Source organism: Nonomuraea sp. NPDC050790 (assembly GCF_044456745.1).
GTDB lineage: Bacteria > Actinomycetota > Actinomycetes > Streptosporangiales > Streptosporangiaceae > Nonomuraea.
The window spans coordinates 328,653-345,337 of record NZ_JBITGF010000001.1 but is presented as its reverse complement, the minus strand read 5'-3'; the positions used below and the strand labels follow the sequence as shown (position 1 = coordinate 345,337).

Sequence of the window (16,685 nt, the reverse complement as noted above, 5' to 3'; positions counted from 1 at the left end):
GTTTGCAGCGCAAACTTCTTTGGTTTACAGTTCAAACCAGTTTGGACTGACGAGGAGTTTGGCGATGGCAGACCAGGACGCCGCCCCGAGCCCGGAGGAGATGCTCCGGCTCATCGAAGAGCAGCAGGCGGCCGCGATGCGGCGGTTCGTCCCCGACCCGCGCCTCATGTACGTGCCGTGGGGCGTGGCCTGGTTCATCGGCTTCGGCACGCTCTTCCTCGGCCAGGGCCTGGCCGGCGACGGCTCGGGACCGCTGCCCATCACCTGGCAGGCCGGGCTCGCCGTGCTCTGGGGCACCCAGATCATCGCCTTCGTCCTCATGGTCATCGCCCTGCTGCGCTCCGGCGGCCACATCAAGGGCCAGTCGGAGACCCGCGGCGCCATGTACGGCCTGGCCTGGTTCGTCGGCTTCAACGCCATGGGCGTCATCGGCGCGCGCTTCTCCGCGCTGCTGCCGTCCGAGATGATCGGCCCCTTCTACACCGCCCTCTTCATGTTCGTCGCCGGCCTGCTCTACATGGCCGGCGGCGCGGTCTACCGGCTGTGGCCGCAGTTCCTGCTGGGCGTCTGGGTCGTGGCGCTCGACGTGGCCGGAACCGTCCTCGGCGGCGGCTGGATCTACCTGCTGCTCGCGGTGCTCGGCGGCGGCGGGGCCGTCGCCACCGGGCTGTGGCTGCGCTGGCGGCAGGGGTGAACCACGACCTCGACCCCGTCATCCACGCCCAGGCCAGGCTCAGGGTGGTGGCGACGCTCAACACGCTGCCCACCGGCGACCGGCTGGCCTTCCCCGGGCTGAAGGACGTGCTCGGCATGACCGCGGGCAACCTGTCGGTCCACCTGTCCAAGCTCGAAGAGGCCGGCTACGTGGAGATCACCAAGACGCACAAGGGCCGCACCCCCGTCACCTACGTCGCGCTGACCAAGCGCGGCAGGGCGGCCTTCGAGGAATACACCAAGGCGATCCGCGCCCTGCTCGACACCGCTGGAGGCACCCCATGAGCGTTCTCGCCCGCACCACCGACGTCACCCGGCGCTACGGCGGCGTGCTCGCCCTGGACCGCGTCTCCCTGGAGATCCGCGCCGGCGAGCTGGTCGGCCTGCTCGGACCCAACGGCGCCGGCAAGTCCACGCTCATCAACCTGTTCGTCGGGCTGCGCCGTCCCACCTCGGGCACGGTCGAGCTGCTCGGCGGCTCCCCCTCCGACCCTCTGGTACGGCGCGGCATCGGTGTCACCCCGCAGGAGACCGGCCTGCCGGAGGCGCTGCGCGTGGGCGAGGTCGTCGCCTTCGTCACCAGCCACTACCCCAAGGCCCGTCCCAAGGGCGAACTGCTGGAGCGCTTCGGCCTGTCCGACCTGGACCGGCGCCAGATCGGCGGGCTGTCCGGCGGGCAGAAGCGCCGCCTGGCGGTCGCGCTCGCCTTCGCCGGCGACCCGCGCCTGGTCTTCCTCGACGAGCCCACCACCGGCCTGGACGTCGAGGCCAGGCGCACCCTGTGGGACGGCATCCGCGCCTTCCACGAGGACGGCGGCACCGTGCTGCTGACCAGCCACTACCTGGAGGAGATCGAGGCGCTGGCCCAGCGGGTCATCGTCGTCGCGCAGGGCCGCGTGCTGGCCGACGACACCGTGCGGGCGGTGCGGGACATGGTGGGCGTGCAGCGCGTCTCGCTGACCGCTTCCACCCTGCCGGAGCTGCCCGGCGTGCTCTCCAGCGAGCGCGAGGGCGGGCGCACGCACCTGATGACCGCCGACGCCGACCACCTGGTGGTGGAGCTGGTGCGCAGCGGCACGCCGTTCACCGGCCTGGAGATCCGGCCGACGTCCCTGGAGGAGGCGTTCCTCCACCTGACCGCCCCCGAGCCCGTCACCGCCTGAGGAGTGCGCATGTCCAGCTTGATCCTGGCCCACACCCGTTTCCTGATGATCGAGCAATTCCGGGTGCCGATCGGTCTGGTGGCTAGCTCGTTCTTCCCCGCGGCGGCGATGCTGGCGTTCGTGGTGCCGTTCGCCGGGGACGACCCCCTGGCCGCCACGCGCGCCACCGCCTCCATGATGCTGTTCGGCGCGATCTCGGCGGCGCTGATCTCGTTGTCGATCTCGGTGTCACAGGATCGTGAGCAGCCGTGGAACCCCTACCTGCGCACGCTGCCCGCCGGGCCGCTGCCCGCCTTCGCCGGGCGGATCGTGACGACGGTGATCTCCATGTTCCTGTCGGTGATCCCGGTGCTCATCATCGGCGCCGCGTTCACCGCGGCGGAGATCACGCCCACCCGGTTGCTGGCCGGCCTGGGCGCGCTGGTCGTCGCGACGATCCCGTTCATACTGCTGGCCCTGTTCATCGGCTACCTGCTGCCCTCGAAGGGGGCGATCGCGGTGTCGCAGGTGGCGTTCTTCCCGCTGGCCATCCTGGGCGGGCTGATGCTGCCGCTGCAACTGATGCCGTCGTTCGTGCAGACGCTGTCGCTGTTCCTGCCGAGCAGGGGCGCGGGCGAGCTCATGTGGTGGGCCACCACGGGCGCGGCTCCGCACGGGACCGCGCTGGTGACGCTGGGGGTCTGGATCGCGGTGACCGCCGCGCTGGCCGCCTGGGCCTACCGGCGCGACGAGGGGCGCCGGTTCTCCTAGACCCCTCTCTCTCCCACGAACGGGGGTGCGCCGCCGAGTCCGCAGCGATCTCGACGGCGCACCCGTCCGTGAGGGGGTCCTATTTCTTCTCTTCGAGGGTAACGGTCACTTCGTTCTGCTTCCCGTCCCTCATATATGTGATCTTGACCTGTTGGCCCGGTTTGAAACCTCTGACCTGTCCGACCACGGTATCCCCGCCATCGACCGGCTTGTCGCCGATCCTCGTGATGAGGTCGCCCTGAGTCAAGCCCGCCTTGGCGGCGGGGCTGTTCTGGGTGACCTGGCGGACCAGCGCCCCGGGCACGTCACCGCTGGCGTCGGTCACGCTCACGCCGAGGAAGGCGTGCTTCACCGTTCCCGTGGTGCTGAGCTGGTCGGCCACCTGCTTGGCGGTGTTCATCGGGATGGCGAAGCCCAGGCCGATGCTGCCGTTGCTGCCGTTGGTGGCGATCGCGGTGTTGATGCCCACCACCTGGCCGGCGGCGTTGACGAGCGCGCCGCCCGAGTTGCCGGAGTTGATCGAGGCGTCGGTCTGGATGGCGCCGCCGATGCTGGTCGGCGGGGCGGAATCCTGGCCGCCGCGGCCCCAGCCGGGCGGAAGCTGCTGCTCCTGCTCGCCGCCGACGTTGAGCGTGCGGTCGAGCGCGCTGACGATGCCGGAGGTGACCGTGCCCTCCAGCCCGAGCGGGCTGCCGATGGCCAGGACGGCGTCGCCGACCTTGAGCTGGTCGCTGTCGCCGAGTTCGGCCTTGGTGAGCCCGGAGACGCCCTCGGCCTTGATGACGGCCAGGTCCGTGGACGGGTCGGTGCCGACGACGGTGGCCTTGGCGGTCTTGCCGTCGCTGAACTTGACCGACAACTGGCTCTGCTGCCCGTTGGCGGCGACCACGTGGTTGTTGGTGAGGATGAGACCGTCCTCGGAGAGCACGACCCCGGATCCGCCGGCCTGCTGGCCCTGGATCATCACGACCGACGGCTGGACCTTGGTGGCCACCTCGCTGATCGTCATCTGGTTCGCGGCCGGCTTGAAGGCCGGGCTCGGCGCCGACTGGACCACCTGCGGCGTCTGGAAGGCGCTCGTGATGGCCGCCCCCGCGACGCCGCCGCCGATCGCCATGGCCGCCAGCGCCAGTCCGGCGATCGCCTTCTGCCCTCCCGTGAAGCCCGGCTTCCTGGCCGCGGGCGGCGGCGGGGGCGGTGGCAGGATCGCCGTGTCATGGCTGGGGAAGCCCCCGGCGGCCGGCGGCTTGGCGCCGAACTGGGTCCAGCCCTGCTCGCGAGGCTCGTTCGCGTCCATCGTCATCTCCTCAAGTCCCGATGACTCAAGAGTGCCAATGTCGCTGTTAAGGCAGGTTAAGGCGGTGATCAGAGCCTTCTGAACGGGCTGACGCCGGCCTTATCCGCCCTGGTCGGATGAGCGGGGGCCGGCCGGATTCTCATGCGATTCTCAGGCCGGCTTCGGCCAGTACTCGTCGCGGAGCAACCGCTTGTAGAGCTTGCCGGTGGGGTGGCGGGGCAACTCCTGCCGGAAGTCTACCGATCTGGGGCATTTGTAGTGGGCGAGGTGCTCCCGGCAGTAGGCGATCAGCTCGGCCTCCAGGGCCGGTCCCGCCTGCTCCATGTCGGCCGGCTGCACGACCGCCTTGACCTGCTCGCCCATCTCCTCGTCCGGGACGCCGAAGACCGCCACGTCGGCCACCTTGGGGTGGATGGACAGGACGTTCTCCGCCTCCTGCGGGTAGATGTTCACGCCGCCGGAGATGATCATGTAGGAGCGGCGGTCGGTGAGGTAGAGGAAGCCCTCCTCGTCCAGGTAGCCGATGTCGCCGAGCGTGGTCCAGCCGCGGCCCTGCGGGTCCTGGGCGGCGCGGGTCTTGTCCGGGTCGCCGTGGTACTCGAAGGTGAGGCCGTCGGAGAAGAAGACCGTGCCGTGCTCGCCGGGCGGCAGGTCGTTGCCCTCCTCGTCCAGCACGTGCACCTTGCCCAGCAGGGAGCGGCCGACGGTGCCCTTGTGGGCCATCCAGTCCTGGGGGCCGGCGTAGAGGAAGCCGTTGCCCTCGGTGCCCGCGTAGTACTCGTGGACGATCGGGCCCCACCAGTCGATCATCTGCTCCTTGACGGGGACGGGGCAGGGGGCCGCCGCGTGGATCGCATACTTGAGACTGGAAATATCCCGCTTTGTCCGCTCTTCTTCTGGAAGTTTGAGCATTTTGATGAACATGGTGGGCACGAGCTGCGAGTGCGTGACGTGATATTTCTCGACAAGTTCCAGGTAGCGGATCGGGTCGAACTTCTCCATCACCACCACCGTCGCGCCCAGCCGCTGGAAGGTCATGCAGTAGCGCAGCGGCGCGGCGTGGTAGAGCGGGGCGGGCGAGAGGTAGACGCTGTCGCGCTCCGGTGCGAACAGGAACGACACCAGGTTGAACAGCGCCCCGGGCTCGTCCAGCGCCGCGTGTGACAGCTTGGGCTTGACGCCCTTCGGGCGGCCGGTGGTGCCCGAGGAGTAGAGCATGTCGGCGCCCTGCGACTCGTCCGCGATCGGGGTGACCGGCTGGCCCGCCACCGCCCGCTCGTAGGACTCGAAGCCGTCGGCGACGCCGTCCATCATGAGGCGCAACCGGACGCCGGTCACGGCCCGCGCGACCTCGGCCAGGTCGGCGCTGGTGATGAAGACCTGGGCCGCGCAGTTGTCCACGATGTAGGCGAGCTCGTCGGCCTGCAGGCGGGAGCTGACCGCGGTGTAGTACAGGCCGGAGCGGTGCGCCGCCCAGGCCACGGCCAGGAAGAGCGGATGGTTGGGCAGCATGAACGCGATGTGGTCGCCCGGCCGCAGCCCGGCGGAGCGGAACAGGTGGGCCAGCCGGTTCGACTCCTCGTCCAGCCGGCGGTAGGTGACGACCTCCCTGGAGCCCGCCATGACCACAGCGGGCTTGTCGGGGGTGACTGCTGCGATGGCTCCCGGGTACATGAACCGAACGATATTCGGTTAAGCGTCCGCCCGGAAGGGCCTGATGACGTAGGTGGTGCCCGTGGTGGAACGTTGCCAGGCCCGTTCGAAGGCCGCCCTCGGATACACCGCCCGCACGCCGCGCGCCGCCGGGTCGTTGGCGATGACGTCGCCGTCGCGGGTGAAGCCGGTGACGACCATGAGGTGGCCGTCGGAGGCGTACCCCAGCTCCTTGCGGGTGAAGGCCAGCGAGGTCACGACCGGCACCTTCGCCGCGACGAGATCCTCGACCTCGGCCAGCGACCGCATCCTGACCACCGAGGCATCGAGGCCGAAGGTTCCGGCATAGGCGGTGTTGAAAGCCCAGTTGCCGGTGCCGCCGTAAGCCTTGTCATAGGTGTGCCTGGCCGCGTGGTCGACCGCCGGGTCCGGGTCTCCGCGCGGCACCCAGGACATCTCCTCCGGTTTCGGGCCCGCCTTCCAATAGGCCAGCACCATGGCGGTGGCGGTCGGGCCGCACCACGCCGCGCCGCCGTGGCCGGCGTGCGCGAGCTGCGACTTGCGCGGCACCGCGAGCTCCCGCCCCCACGCGCGCCCGCCGCGGGCCCGCGTCCCGCCCGGGCGCGAGGCGACCGCGCCGAGCGTGCGGATCCTCGGCAATACGGCGGCGCCCGGCCGCCGATACGCCGACACGCGCAGCCGGTAGGCGCTCACCGCCCCCTTGGCCTTGAACACGTCCGCCGCCACCTGCCCGTGGGCGTCGGCCTGTCCCTTCACGGTGGTCCTGACGCCGTCGTAGGACCAGCGGCCCATCACGTACCACCCCGAACCGGGCACCCGCAGCTCCACCCGGATCCAGGTGCCCGGCGGCGTCTCGGCGGTCCACGACGGCACGATCTCCGTGGCGGCGAAGCCGATCCGCCGCATCGGCCCGGTCCAGCGGGCCACCTCCCACGCGCCCGACCGGGTAAGGGCCGAAGCGGTGAAGGCCGAGCCCGCGAAGGCGGACGCCGTGAAGGCGGGCTCCCTCTGGTAGGCGACCCGCCCGTCCACCGCCTGACCCGGCAGCACCATCGATATCGCGATGAGAATGCGCACCATTGTTGAATGGCCGCATTCGCGCATGCGCCACCCCAGGATTTCTTCCGGAAACGGCGAAGCCGCGATCTCGACGGGGAGAGATCGCGGCTTCGCCGCCCGACCGCGGGAGGTCAGGAGAAGTGGTACACGGGCTTCCAGCCCGAGTGGTGGCTCTTCGGCCCGAAGAAACCGCCCCGGCTCACGTCCACGTAGATGTGCGCGGCGTTCTTACCGGAGAACGAGTAGTGCTTCGGGTGCTTGGTGCAGTTACGGAAGTTCTTGAAGGAGGTCGAGCCGTCGAATCCGACGACCTTGAACGTCTCCCACGCGCACTTCTTGCCGCCCCACCACTTGTTGTTGGTGAGCTTGCTGTGAACCGTGTAGAAGTAGTCGTGCTTCCACTTCCACACCTTCTTCTTGACCTTCTCCACGACCCACTTGCAGTGCTTGTCGCCCTGGTCGTCCTTCCAGCAGACGCGCTTCTTGACGTGGAAGGTCTTCCAGTACCAGAACTTGTAGGACTTCTTGTCTACGGTGACGTGACCCTCGGCCCTGGACTTGTGGTCGGCGGAGAAGTAGGGGCCCCAGTCGGCGTCGTAGTAGGGCGACGCGGTCGTGCCGGCGGCGGCCGGAGCGGTCGCGGTCGTCGCGCTCGCGACGGCCGGGGCGGCGACGGCGACCATGGTGGCCGCCGCGGCGCCGATCAGGATTCGTGAGACGAATCGCACTTCGAGGTCCTCCTCGGGAGAGGTTGTGCTGACTCGTCATTGGTACGCCGCCGGGATTGCCGAACACTTTCAAATTACTTGATAAGTCCCTTTTCCCGATCTTTGACAAATAATAAAGATCCCCCGCCGGATATCTACCGCGGCGGGGGATCTCTATTTGCCGGGTCACTCGGCCGGGATGACCGCGCCCGCGTACTTGCTCTTGATGAAGTCCTTGACCTTCTGGTCCTGCAGCAGCTTGCCCAGGGTCACGACGCCGGCGTCCTTTTCGTGGCCCGCCTGCACGACCAGGCCGTTGACGTACGGGTTGCCCTCGGTCTTCTCCAGCACGAGCGCCTGCGAGGCCGGCTTGAGCCCCGCCTCGATGGCGTAGTTGCCGTTGATGACCGCCGCGTCGACGTCCTCCAGCGAGCGCGGCAGCAGCGGCGCCTCCAGCGGCTTGAAGGTGAGGTTCTTCGGGTTGCCGGTCACGTCGCGCTCGGTGGCGGCGGTGCCGACGCCCTCCTTCAGCGTGATGAGGCCGTTGTCGGCCAGCAGCTTGAGCGCCCGGCCGAGGTTCGTAGCGTCGTTCGGCACCGCGACCGTCGCCCCGCTCGCCAGCGCGGAGACGTTCGTGATCTTCTTCGAGTACAGCCCCAGCGGCTCCAGGTGGACCGGCGTCACGAAGCTGAGCTTGGTGCCCTTCGACTTGTTGAAGTCGTCCAGGTACGGCTTGTGCTGGAAGAAGTTGGCGCCGATCTGGCCCTCACTGAGCTGCACGTTCGGCTGCACGTAGTCGGTGAACTCGACCACTTCCAGGTTCAGCCCGGCCTGCTTGGCCAGGTTGTCCTTGACGAAGGTCAGGATCTCCCCGTGCGGCACCGGGCTCGCGCCCACCTTGAGCACCGTGTCGGCCGACTCGGCGGCGGGCTGCGCGGCGGAGCCGGTCGCGGACTGCGACGTTCCGCATGCGGCGAGCAACAACGAAAGGGCGGCAACGCCCGCAAGAGCGCGAATCTTCATATCGATCTTCCTTCTAGAGGTGAACTTACTTGTGCGACATCCGCCGCACGACGAGGTCGCCGAGGCTCTGGACGAGCTGCACGAGCACGATCAGCACCACGACCGTGGCGAGCATGACCTGCCCCTCGAACCTCAGATACCCATACCGGACCGCCAGGTCCCCCAGCCCGCCGCCGCCGACGGTCCCGGCCATGGCCGAGTACCCGACCAGCGCCACGACGGTGACGGTGATCCCCGCGACGATCCCGGGCAGGGCCTCGGGCAGCAGAACCTTCCGCACGATCGCCATCCGGCCCGCGCCCATGGCCTGGGCCGCCTGGACCACGTCCCCGCCGACCTCCCGCAGCGCCGTCTCCACGAGCCGCGCGAAGAACGGCACCGCCCCCACGGTCAGCGGCACGACCACGGCCAGGGTCCCGATCGTGGTCCCCACGACCAGGCGGGTGAACGGGATGATCGCGATCATCAGCACGATGAACGGCAGCGACCGCCCGACGTTGACGACCGCCCCGAGCACCCCCTTGAGCGCCGGAACCGGCTTCAGGCCACCGCGGTCGAACACGACGAGCGCGACACCGAGCGGCAACCCGAGCAGCACGGTGAACAGGGTCGCCAGCCCCACCATGGCCGCCGTCTGCCCGGTGCCCTCCCAGAGCAGCGGAACCATCTCATCCCAACTCACAGAACCCCCTCCCCCACACGCTCGACACACACCCCTCGACCGCCACCCGGCTCCCACATCGGTCCCCGCTCCAGAGCCGGGTAGGCGGGACGCGGTACGTCGGAAACCGGCGCAACCCGCACCCCCGCCGGCCCGCCCACGTGCGGCGGAACAGCGCGACGCCGCGCGGCGGAGACCGTCACGGCCCGCACCTCCGCCAGCCCGCGCTCGTGCGCCGGGCCGGCGGGATGTGGTGCGGCGCGGCCCGGCGCAACGCGCGCCGCCGCCGGCCCGCGCTCCTGCGCCGAGACGGCGAGGTGGTGGCCGGTGGTGTCCGGCGCAGCGGGTACGGCGGGCGGCCCCGGCACGGTGGCGGGCCAAGAGGACGTCGTGGCGGCGAGCACCACGTCCGACGTGCGCGGCGCTCGGATGATCGGCGCGAGCCCACGGCGGTGGGCGGCGCTCGCTTGGCTTCGCCGTAGCGGAAAGGCGCGAAGCTCACGCCACCGCAGGACGCGAGCACGCCACCCCGGAACGCCGGCACGCCACCCCGGAGCGCCGGCAGAGGCATGGCGCGACAGGACGCGAGAGCGGCGCGGGGCAGACGGCACGGGAACGGAGGGAGGCGTCACGGCGCCACCTCCACCAGCAGCCCGCGGTCGCGCAGGTAGGTGAGGGCGGCCGGGTCGCCGGAGAGGGTGACGCGCAGGCGGCCGACGCGGGAGCCCGCGAGGTCCTCGATCGCGCCGCCCAGCACGTTGATGTCGGTGTCGAACTTGCGCACGACCTCCGAGATCACCGGCTCGTCCGCCTGCCCGGTGAACGTCAGCGTGATGTCGCCGGGCGACGGCGGCGGGAGGGGGAAGATCTCGCGGGTCAGGCGCGAGCCCGGCGTCCGGATGAGGCCCGCGATGGTGCCGGACTCCTCGATGCGCCCCCCGGCCATGATGGCCACCGAGTCGCAGACCGCCTTGACGACGTTCATCTCGTGGGTGATGAGCAGGATCGTGAGGCCGAGCTCGGTGTTCAGGCGCTTCAGCAGGCCCAGGATCGAGTCGGTGGTGGCCGGGTCGAGGGCGGAGGTGGCCTCGTCGGACAGCAGTACCGACGGGTTGCCGGCCAGCGCCCGCGCGATGCCGACCCGCTGCTTCTGCCCGCCGGACAGTTGCCGGGGGCGGTCGCCCCCGCGCCCGCCCAGGCCGACGAGGTCGAGGAGCTCGGCCACGCGGCGTTCGCGCTCGGCCCTGGGCACGCCCATGACCTCCAGCGGGAACGCCACGTTGCCCGCGACGGTGCGCGACGACAGCAGGGCGAAGTGCTGGTGGATCATGCCGATGCGCTGGCGGGCCTGGTTGAGGTCGCGGTCGCCGAGCCGGGTCAGGTCCTGGCCGTCGACGGTGACGGTGCCTGCGTCGGGGCGTTCGAGGAGGTTGACGCAGCGCAGGAGCGTGCTCTTGCCGGCGCCGCTCTGGCCGAGCACGCCGTAGATCTCGCCCTTGCGCACGTGCAGGTCGACGCCGTCGAGCGCGGCGGTGTCCCCGTACTGCTTGCGCAGGCCAGAAGCCTGGATCACGAAATATCCCCATCACGGATGGCGACCACGCGGGAGCGGGCCGCTGAGAGCTGGAACAGTCGGTGAGCGGGGGAAGCGCTAGCGCGTGCCGGGGTGGAAGGGCAGGTGGCTGAGCCTGCGCAGCACGTAGCTGGGTGGTGCGATCATGAGGAAGTACCTTCGGGAGAACGGGCGGGCGGTTCGCTCAGCGGGCCGGACAGGCCATCGTCCGCATTCGGCGCATGCCGCGGCACATGACCTCGCCCATGGCGCTCATGACGTTCGCGGGTGCCTCGTTCACGCTGGTGCCAACGGCCTCTTTACCGCGCGCTATTCCCCCGGCCCGATGTGAGCTGCCTCACGCGCGAGCGAGGTAGGGGTCGCGCAGCGGGGTGGCGCGCTCGGCGAAGTCCGCCTTGATGGCCTCCATGCGCGGCCCCGGCGCGTAGAAGCGGCCCTTGGTCTCGCCGTAGGGCCGCAGCCAGCCCTTCGCCGCCAGGTCACGCAGGTCGCGGGCGGCCTGTCCCTGGCTGAGGTTCTCGTCGGCCTGATAGCGCGTACGGCGCAGCCGCCTGTTGACGAAGACCTCGTAGAGCGCTGAGACGGTGCGGGTGTTGAGCCCGTCGGCGTCGATCTGCCCTTCGAGGAGCATCCAGATCTCGCCCGCCTCGCGCAGCCGCTGGGCCACGCGCTGGGCCTGGAGATGGTGGGCTCGCAGACAGAACCGCACCCACGACAGCGTCTGCCCGTGCGGCGCCCACTGCTTCCGCCCCACCTCGCCCAGCGCGTCGTAGTACTCGATGGTCGTGCGCGGCTGCCCCAGCCACTCCTCGATCGAGGAGAACTCGGGTGTCGTGATCTGCTCCCTGCCCAGCACGAGCGTCTGGAGCGCCCGTGACATCCGGCCGTTGCCGTCGCGCCAGGGGTGGATCTTGACCAGGTTGAGGTGGGCCATGGCGGCACGAACATAGGCCGGCGCGTCGAGGTCGCCGGAGTTGAGCCACGCCACCAGCTCGTCCAGCAACGCCGGAACGTCCTCAGCATCCGGCCCCTCGTAGACAACCTCTCCGGTGTCGGTGTTGCGGATGTAGATGCCGCCGGGCCGGATCACGCCGGGAGTCTTGCCGTGGTGGTGGCCGATCATCATGAAGTTGAGCGCGTTGATCACGCCCACGTCGAAGCGGAACGCCGGAGCCCGTGACAACGACCGGATGTAGGTCAGCGCCTGCTGGTATCCCGCGATTTCCCGCGCCACCCCCGCCCCGGTCTCCAGCGGCTCCTCCCCCGACATGATCGACTCGATGTCCTCGACGCTGGCCCGGTAGCCCTCGATGGAGTTGGACCCCTGGATCGCCCTGGCCTGGAGTTGCCTGCGGAGCTGGCCGTCCCACCGGTGGGTCTCGGCCAGGCGGTACTTCAGCTCCCGCCGCATCTCCTCGACCTCCTGGAGCACGGCCTGGTCGACGGGTTCCAGCGAGGGCGTTCCGTAGAGCATGGAGGCCATGACAGCATAACCAATTCATTCAGTCAAGCGACTAGATGATTTGCCCATATATGCGAAAGCTGCCCCGCCGTACCAGCTCCAACTGGTACGGCGGGGCAGGCGCGGGAGGCGTCAGGCCGCGGCGGAGGCGGCGACCTTGGCCGGGGCGAGGGCGATGTCCAGGACCTCGCGCACGTCGCCGACCGCGTGGATGGTCAGCTCGTCGCGGATCTCCTTGGGCAGGTCGTCCAGGTCGGGCTCGTTGCGGGCCGGGATGAGCACCGTGGTGATGCCCGCCCGGTGCGCCGCGAGCAGCTTCTGCTTGACGCCGCCGATCGGCAGGACCCGCCCGGTGAGCGAGATCTCGCCGGTCATCGCGACGTCGTTGCGGACGAGGCGGCCGGACAGCAGCGAGGCCAGGGCGGTGGTGAGCGTGACGCCCGCCGACGGGCCGTCCTTGGGGACGGCGCCGGCCGGGAAGTGCACGTGCACCGACCGGTCCTTCAGCGCGGTAACCGGCAGCTCCAGCTCCGCGCCGTGACTGCGCAGGTAGGACAGGGCGATCCTGGCCGACTCCTTCATCACGTCGCCGAGCTGGCCGGTGAGCGTGAGGCCGGTGTCGCCGGTCTCGGGGTCGGCCAGCGACGCCTCGACGTACAGGACGTCGCCGCCGGCTCCGGTGACCGCCAGGCCCGTGGCCACGCCGGGCACCGAGGTGCGCTGCTTGGACTCCGGCAGCGACGACTCGGGCACGAAGCGCGGACGGCCGAGGTAGTCGACGAGCGCCTCCGCGCTGACCGTGACGGGGACCTCGTCCTTCGCCGCGATCTTGCGGATCACCCTGCCGACCGCGCGCTCCAGGGAGCGCACGCCCGCCTCGCGGGTGTACTCGGTGGCCAGGCGGCGCAGCGCGCCCTCCTCGAAGGAGATCTCCTCCGCCTCGAAACCGGCCTGCTTGAGCTGCTTGGGCAGCAGGTGGTCGCGGGCGATGGCGAGCTTCTCGTCCTCGGTGTAGCCGTCGAGGGTGACGACCTCCATGCGGTCGAGCAGCGGCCCGGGGATCGCCTCCAGGACGTTGGCCGTGGCCAGGAAGAGCACGTCCGACAGGTCGAGCTCGACCTCCAGGTAGTGGTCGCGGAACGTGTGGTTCTGGGCCGGGTCGAGCACCTCGAGCAGCGCCGCGGTCGGGTCGCCGCGGTAGTCGGCGCCGACCTTGTCGACCTCGTCGAGCAGGACGACCGGGTTCATGGAGCCGGCCTCCCTGATCGCGCGGACGATGCGGCCGGGCAGCGCGCCCACGTAGGTGCGCCGGTGGCCGCGGATCTCGGCCTCGTCGCGCACGCCGCCGAGGGCGACGCGGACGAACTTGCGTCCCATCGAGCGCGCGACGGACTCGCCGAGCGAGGTCTTGCCGACTCCGGGAGGTCCGGCGAGCGCGAGAACGGCTCCGCTGCGGCGGCCGCCCACCACGCCGAGTCCCTTGTCCTGGCGGCGCTTGCGCACGGCCAGGTGCTCGATGATGCGGTCCTTGACGTCGTCGAGGCCAGTGTGGTCGGCGTCCAGCACCTCGCGGGCGCCGTCGATGTCGTAGGTGTCGTCGGTCCTGGTGTTCCAGGGGATGTCGAGGACGGTGTCGAGCCAGGTGCGGATCCAGCCGGTCTCCGGCGACTGGTCGGAGGTCCGCTCCAGCTTGTCGACCTCCTTGAGCGCGGCCTCGCGCACCTTGTCGGGCAGGTCGGCGGCCTCGACGCGGGCGCGGTAGTCCTCCTCCTCGCTCTCGGCCGAGTCGCCCTTGAGCTCCCTGAGCTCCTTCTGCACGGCGGAGAGCTGCTGGCGGAGCAGGAACTCGCGCTGCTGCTTCTCCATGCCCTCCTGGACGTCCTTGCGGATCGTCTCGGCGACGTCGAGCTCGGCGAGGTGCTCGCGCGACCACTCGACCAGCTTGGCCAGCCGGTCGGCCGGGTCGGGCGACTCCAGCAGCTCCACCTTCTGCGCGGTGGTCAGCCAAGGGGTGTAGCCGGAGCTGTCGGCCAGCACGGAGGGGTCGTCGATCTGGTTGACCTGGTCGACCACCTGCCACGCGCCGCGCTTCTGCAGGATGGTCGTGGCCAGCGCCTTGTACTCGCGGGCCAGCTCGTGCGCCTGCTCGCCGGCCTCCACGCGGTCGACGCTGTCGGCCTCGACCCACAGGGCCGCGCCCGGCCCGGTGGTGCCGGTGCCCACGCGCACGCGGTTGACGCCGCGCACGACGGCCGCGGGCTCACCGCCCGGCAGCCTGCCGACCTGCTCCACCACCGCCTGGACGCCGATCGCGCCATATCTGCCGTCGATCCGGGGAACGAGAAGCACCCTTGGCTTGTTGCCACCGGATGCCTGGGCCGCGTCTATCGCGGCGCGCACCTCGGAGTCGGACAGGTCGAGCGGCACCACCATTCCGGGCAGGACGACCTCGTCGTCCAGCGGCAGCACCGGGAGGATCAGCTTCTCACTCATACGAACTCCAAAGGGTTGAGTTATACCGACTCAATTCATCAGAGCCGCCGAATGTTCCCAAGCTTGCCGATGTTCGCTCACGGCGATCGTAATCATGTAAGTAGTCCTTGGGAGTGACGCGGACTACCCGAGGCCAGACATAAGGTCTTTCGGGTGATATCCGCCCTGGTGCGGCCTCTGACGTTCGCGCTGTTCACGGGCAGGGCCGACCCTCCGCCGCTGGCCACCCGCCGCGTGCGCCGCCCCGCGCCGCGCTGGCTGGTGCTCCTCACCACCCTCGACGGCGTACGGCTGGCCGACCTGGTCCTCGCGATCTTCCTCTACGGCGTGGCCAGCGCAGAGCTCTGGGCCCGCCTCTACCAGAAGAACCTGCACCCGCCCGCGACGCCGACCTTCCAGCTCGCCATGCTCTCGGTGTCGCTGCCGCTGGCCATGCGCGACCGCTGGCCGATGGGCGCGTGGCGGACGGCGCTGCTGACGCTGCCCGCGCACGTGTTCGTCGACCGGATGATCGACGGGTTCCCCGAGCAGGGCCTCACGTACACGTGGCCGCTGATGGTCAGCTACCTCCTGGTCCTCTACACCGTGGGCTCGCGCAACTCCGAATCCGTGTCCATCGCCGTGTGGGTGGTCTCGGTGGCCTTCCTCGCGGTGGTCAACCTCAACGCCGTGCCGATCGCCGGGGCCGTGCTCGCGGTGCCGCTCGTGCTCGGCTACAACGTGCGGGCCCGGCGGAAGACCTCGGCCAGGCTGGCGCGGGAGTCGCAGCTCAAGGTGGCGGCCGAAGGGGTGCAGGCGGCGCTGGAGGAACGGGCGCGCATCGCCCGCGAGCTGCACGACGTGGTCGCCCACCACATGTCGGTGATCGCCATCCAGGCCGAGGCGGTGCCGCTCAAGGCCGCCGGGGACGCCAGGCAACTGGAGGAGGGGCTGGCGACGATCCGCTCGCTGTCGCTGGACGCCATCGCCCAGCTCCGGCAGGTGCTCGGGGTGCTGCGCGACGCCGACGGGCACAAGGAGACCACGCCGCAACCCGGGCTGGAGCGGCTCGGCGAACTCGTGGCCAACGCGCGGGCGGCCGGGCTGGCCGTGCTGTTCAGGCAGACGTCATCGGTGGAGGAGGTGCCGCAGGCCGTGGGGCTGTCGGCGTACAGGATCGTGCAGGAGTCACTCAGCAACGTCATGCGGCACGCGCCGGGGGCGACCGTGTCGCTGGAGGTCAGGCGCGAGCGGGACGACCTCGTCGTACGGGTCGCCAACGGCCCGGGCCCCACCCCGGCAGAGTCCTCGTCCGCGGGAGCCGGGCACGGGCTGGTGGGCATGCGGGAACGGGCGGCGCTGCTCGGCGGCACGCTGACGGCCGAACCGGTCGCCGACGGCTTCGAGGTCGTGGCCACGCTCCCCCTGGAGCCGGCGTGATCAGGGTCATGATCGCCGACGACCAGGGCATGGTACGCACCGGCTTCACCGTCTTCCTCAGCGCCCAGAGCGACATCGAGGTGGTGGGCGAGGCGGCGGACGGCGCGCAGGCGGTGGAGCGGGCGGCGGAGCTGCTGCCGGACGTGATCCTGATGGACGTGCGCATGCCGGTCATGGACGGTCTGGAAGCCACCCGCCTCATAGCCCAGCGTGACGACATTCCGGCAAAAATCCTGATCCTCACCACCTTCGACCTGGACGACTACGTCTACGAGGCCCTGCGCTCCGGCGCCAGCGGCTTCCTGCTGAAGGACGCCTCGGCCGTCCAGTTGGCCGAGGCCGTCCGCGTGGTGGCCGGCGGCGACGCCCTGCTGGCTCCCGCCGTGACCCGGCGCCTGATCCGCGAGTTCGCCCGCCTGGGCGGCCCCCGCGCCCCGTCGGCCCGCCGTCTGGGCCAGCTCACGGAGCGCGAGACCGAGGTGCTCGTCCTGGTCTCCCGCGGCCTGTCCAACCAGGAGATCGCCGCCAAGCTGGTGCTGTCGGAGCAGACGGTCAAGACCCACGTGGGCCGCGTCCTGACCAAGCTCGGCCTCCGCGACCGCGCCCAGGCCATCGTCTACGCCTACGAAACCGGCCTCGTCCGCCCAGGCGACTGACCCCGGGTCACGCGGCTGAGGGCCGGGGGCGCTG

The 16,685-nt window shown here is 70.3% G+C and carries 15 protein-coding genes; 6 read left to right on the top strand and 9 right to left on the bottom strand.

The annotated features are described in order from the left end of the window. Positions 1-64 precede the first annotated feature (64 nt). Genes ACIBEJ_RS01670 through ACIBEJ_RS01655 form a run of 4 tightly spaced genes read left to right on the top strand, consistent with a single transcriptional unit; the run spans position 65 to position 2,627 of the window. Positions 65-694 carry a hypothetical protein gene (locus ACIBEJ_RS01670; RefSeq protein ID WP_397180634.1) on the top strand — a complete coding sequence of 210 codons (630 nt, stop codon included), beginning with the start codon at positions 65-67 and terminating at the stop codon, positions 692-694. Continuing rightward, the gene (locus ACIBEJ_RS01665; RefSeq protein ID WP_397180633.1) at positions 691-999 is read left to right on the top strand and encodes a winged helix-turn-helix domain-containing protein; all 309 of its coding nucleotides are present in this window, start codon (positions 691-693) and stop codon (positions 997-999) included. Before ACIBEJ_RS01670 ends, ACIBEJ_RS01665 begins: the two co-directional genes overlap by 4 nt. Continuing rightward, entirely contained in the window at positions 996-1,877 is an 882-nt protein-coding gene (locus ACIBEJ_RS01660; RefSeq protein ID WP_397180632.1) for an ABC transporter ATP-binding protein, read from the top strand. Before ACIBEJ_RS01665 ends, ACIBEJ_RS01660 begins: the two co-directional genes overlap by 4 nt. Before the next feature lie 9 nt (positions 1,878-1,886). After that, positions 1,887-2,627: an ABC transporter permease gene (locus ACIBEJ_RS01655; RefSeq protein ID WP_397180631.1), complete on the top strand. Its 741-nt coding sequence runs from the start codon at positions 1,887-1,889 to the stop codon at positions 2,625-2,627. 79 nt (positions 2,628-2,706) lie between these two features. On the opposite strand, the gene ACIBEJ_RS01650 is transcribed toward ACIBEJ_RS01655, so the two are convergent. From ACIBEJ_RS01650 to lon, 9 genes are all read right to left on the bottom strand, one after another. Next, on the bottom strand, positions 2,707-3,924 hold the full coding sequence (locus tag ACIBEJ_RS01650) for a S1C family serine protease (RefSeq protein ID WP_397180630.1): 1,218 nt from the start codon (positions 3,922-3,924) through the stop codon (positions 2,707-2,709). Positions 3,925-4,074: 150 nt separating this feature from the next. After that, a complete protein-coding gene (locus tag ACIBEJ_RS01645; RefSeq protein WP_397180629.1) occupies positions 4,075-5,598 on the bottom strand; it encodes an AMP-binding protein in 1,524 nt (507 codons plus the stop codon). An 18-nt stretch (positions 5,599-5,616) separates the two neighbouring features. Continuing rightward, the gene (locus ACIBEJ_RS01640) at positions 5,617-6,678 is read right to left on the bottom strand and encodes a C39 family peptidase (RefSeq protein WP_397180628.1); all 1,062 of its coding nucleotides are present in this window, start codon (positions 6,676-6,678) and stop codon (positions 5,617-5,619) included. Between the two features lie 110 nt (positions 6,679-6,788). Further along, positions 6,789-7,385 (bottom strand): hypothetical protein, encoded by a 597-nt coding sequence (locus tag ACIBEJ_RS01635; protein ID WP_397180627.1) that lies wholly within the window; start codon positions 7,383-7,385, stop codon positions 6,789-6,791. Positions 7,386-7,550: 165 nt separating this feature from the next. After that, complete coding sequence (locus ACIBEJ_RS01630; protein WP_397180626.1) at positions 7,551-8,387, bottom strand: MetQ/NlpA family ABC transporter substrate-binding protein; 837 nt, start codon at positions 8,385-8,387, stop codon at positions 7,551-7,553. Positions 8,388-8,412: 25 nt separating this feature from the next. Next, positions 8,413-9,069, bottom strand: a complete 657-nt coding sequence (locus ACIBEJ_RS01625) for a methionine ABC transporter permease (protein WP_397180625.1) — start codon at positions 9,067-9,069, stop codon at positions 8,413-8,415. A 607-nt stretch (positions 9,070-9,676) separates the two neighbouring features. Beyond that, positions 9,677-10,621, bottom strand: coding sequence for a methionine ABC transporter ATP-binding protein (locus ACIBEJ_RS01620; RefSeq protein ID WP_397180624.1), 945 nt, complete (start codon positions 10,619-10,621; stop codon positions 9,677-9,679). A 337-nt stretch (positions 10,622-10,958) separates the two neighbouring features. Then, positions 10,959-12,095, bottom strand: coding sequence for a Fic family protein (locus tag ACIBEJ_RS01615; protein WP_397180623.1), 1,137 nt, complete (start codon positions 12,093-12,095; stop codon positions 10,959-10,961). 120 nt (positions 12,096-12,215) lie between these two features. Then, positions 12,216-14,576, bottom strand: coding sequence for an endopeptidase La (gene lon, locus ACIBEJ_RS01610; protein ID WP_397180622.1), 2,361 nt, complete (start codon positions 14,574-14,576; stop codon positions 12,216-12,218). A gap of 153 nt (positions 14,577-14,729) precedes the next feature. Here lon and ACIBEJ_RS01605 point away from each other — a divergent pair, with 153 nt between their 5' ends. Both ACIBEJ_RS01605 and ACIBEJ_RS01600 read left to right on the top strand, forming a co-directional pair. Then, positions 14,730-15,995, top strand: a complete 1,266-nt coding sequence (locus tag ACIBEJ_RS01605; protein ID WP_397180621.1) for a sensor histidine kinase — start codon at positions 14,730-14,732, stop codon at positions 15,993-15,995. Then, positions 15,992-16,651 carry a response regulator gene (locus ACIBEJ_RS01600; protein WP_397180620.1) on the top strand — a complete coding sequence of 220 codons (660 nt, stop codon included), beginning with the start codon at positions 15,992-15,994 and terminating at the stop codon, positions 16,649-16,651. Before ACIBEJ_RS01605 ends, ACIBEJ_RS01600 begins: the two co-directional genes overlap by 4 nt. Positions 16,652-16,685: the final 34 nt, after the last annotated feature.

Excerpts from the sequence above, each read along its gene's own strand:
- ACIBEJ_RS01615 (WP_397180623.1), bottom strand. The coding sequence starts at position 12,095 with ATGCTCTACGGAACGCCCTCGCTGGAACCCGTCGACCAGGCCGTGCTC.
- ACIBEJ_RS01660 (WP_397180632.1), top strand. The coding sequence starts at position 996 with ATGAGCGTTCTCGCCCGCACCACCGACGTCACCCGGCGCTACGGCGGC.
- lon (WP_397180622.1), bottom strand. The coding sequence starts at position 14,576 with ATGAGTGAGAAGCTGATCCTCCCGGTGCTGCCGCTGGACGACGAGGTC.
- ACIBEJ_RS01650 (WP_397180630.1), bottom strand. The coding sequence starts at position 3,924 with ATGGACGCGAACGAGCCTCGCGAGCAGGGCTGGACCCAGTTCGGCGCC.
- ACIBEJ_RS01655 (WP_397180631.1), top strand. The coding sequence starts at position 1,887 with ATGTCCAGCTTGATCCTGGCCCACACCCGTTTCCTGATGATCGAGCAA.
- ACIBEJ_RS01645 (WP_397180629.1), bottom strand. The coding sequence starts at position 5,598 with ATGTACCCGGGAGCCATCGCAGCAGTCACCCCCGACAAGCCCGCTGTG.
- ACIBEJ_RS01670 (WP_397180634.1), top strand. The coding sequence starts at position 65 with ATGGCAGACCAGGACGCCGCCCCGAGCCCGGAGGAGATGCTCCGGCTC.
- ACIBEJ_RS01630 (WP_397180626.1), bottom strand. The coding sequence starts at position 8,387 with ATGAAGATTCGCGCTCTTGCGGGCGTTGCCGCCCTTTCGTTGTTGCTC.
- ACIBEJ_RS01640 (WP_397180628.1), bottom strand. The coding sequence starts at position 6,678 with ATGGTGCGCATTCTCATCGCGATATCGATGGTGCTGCCGGGTCAGGCG.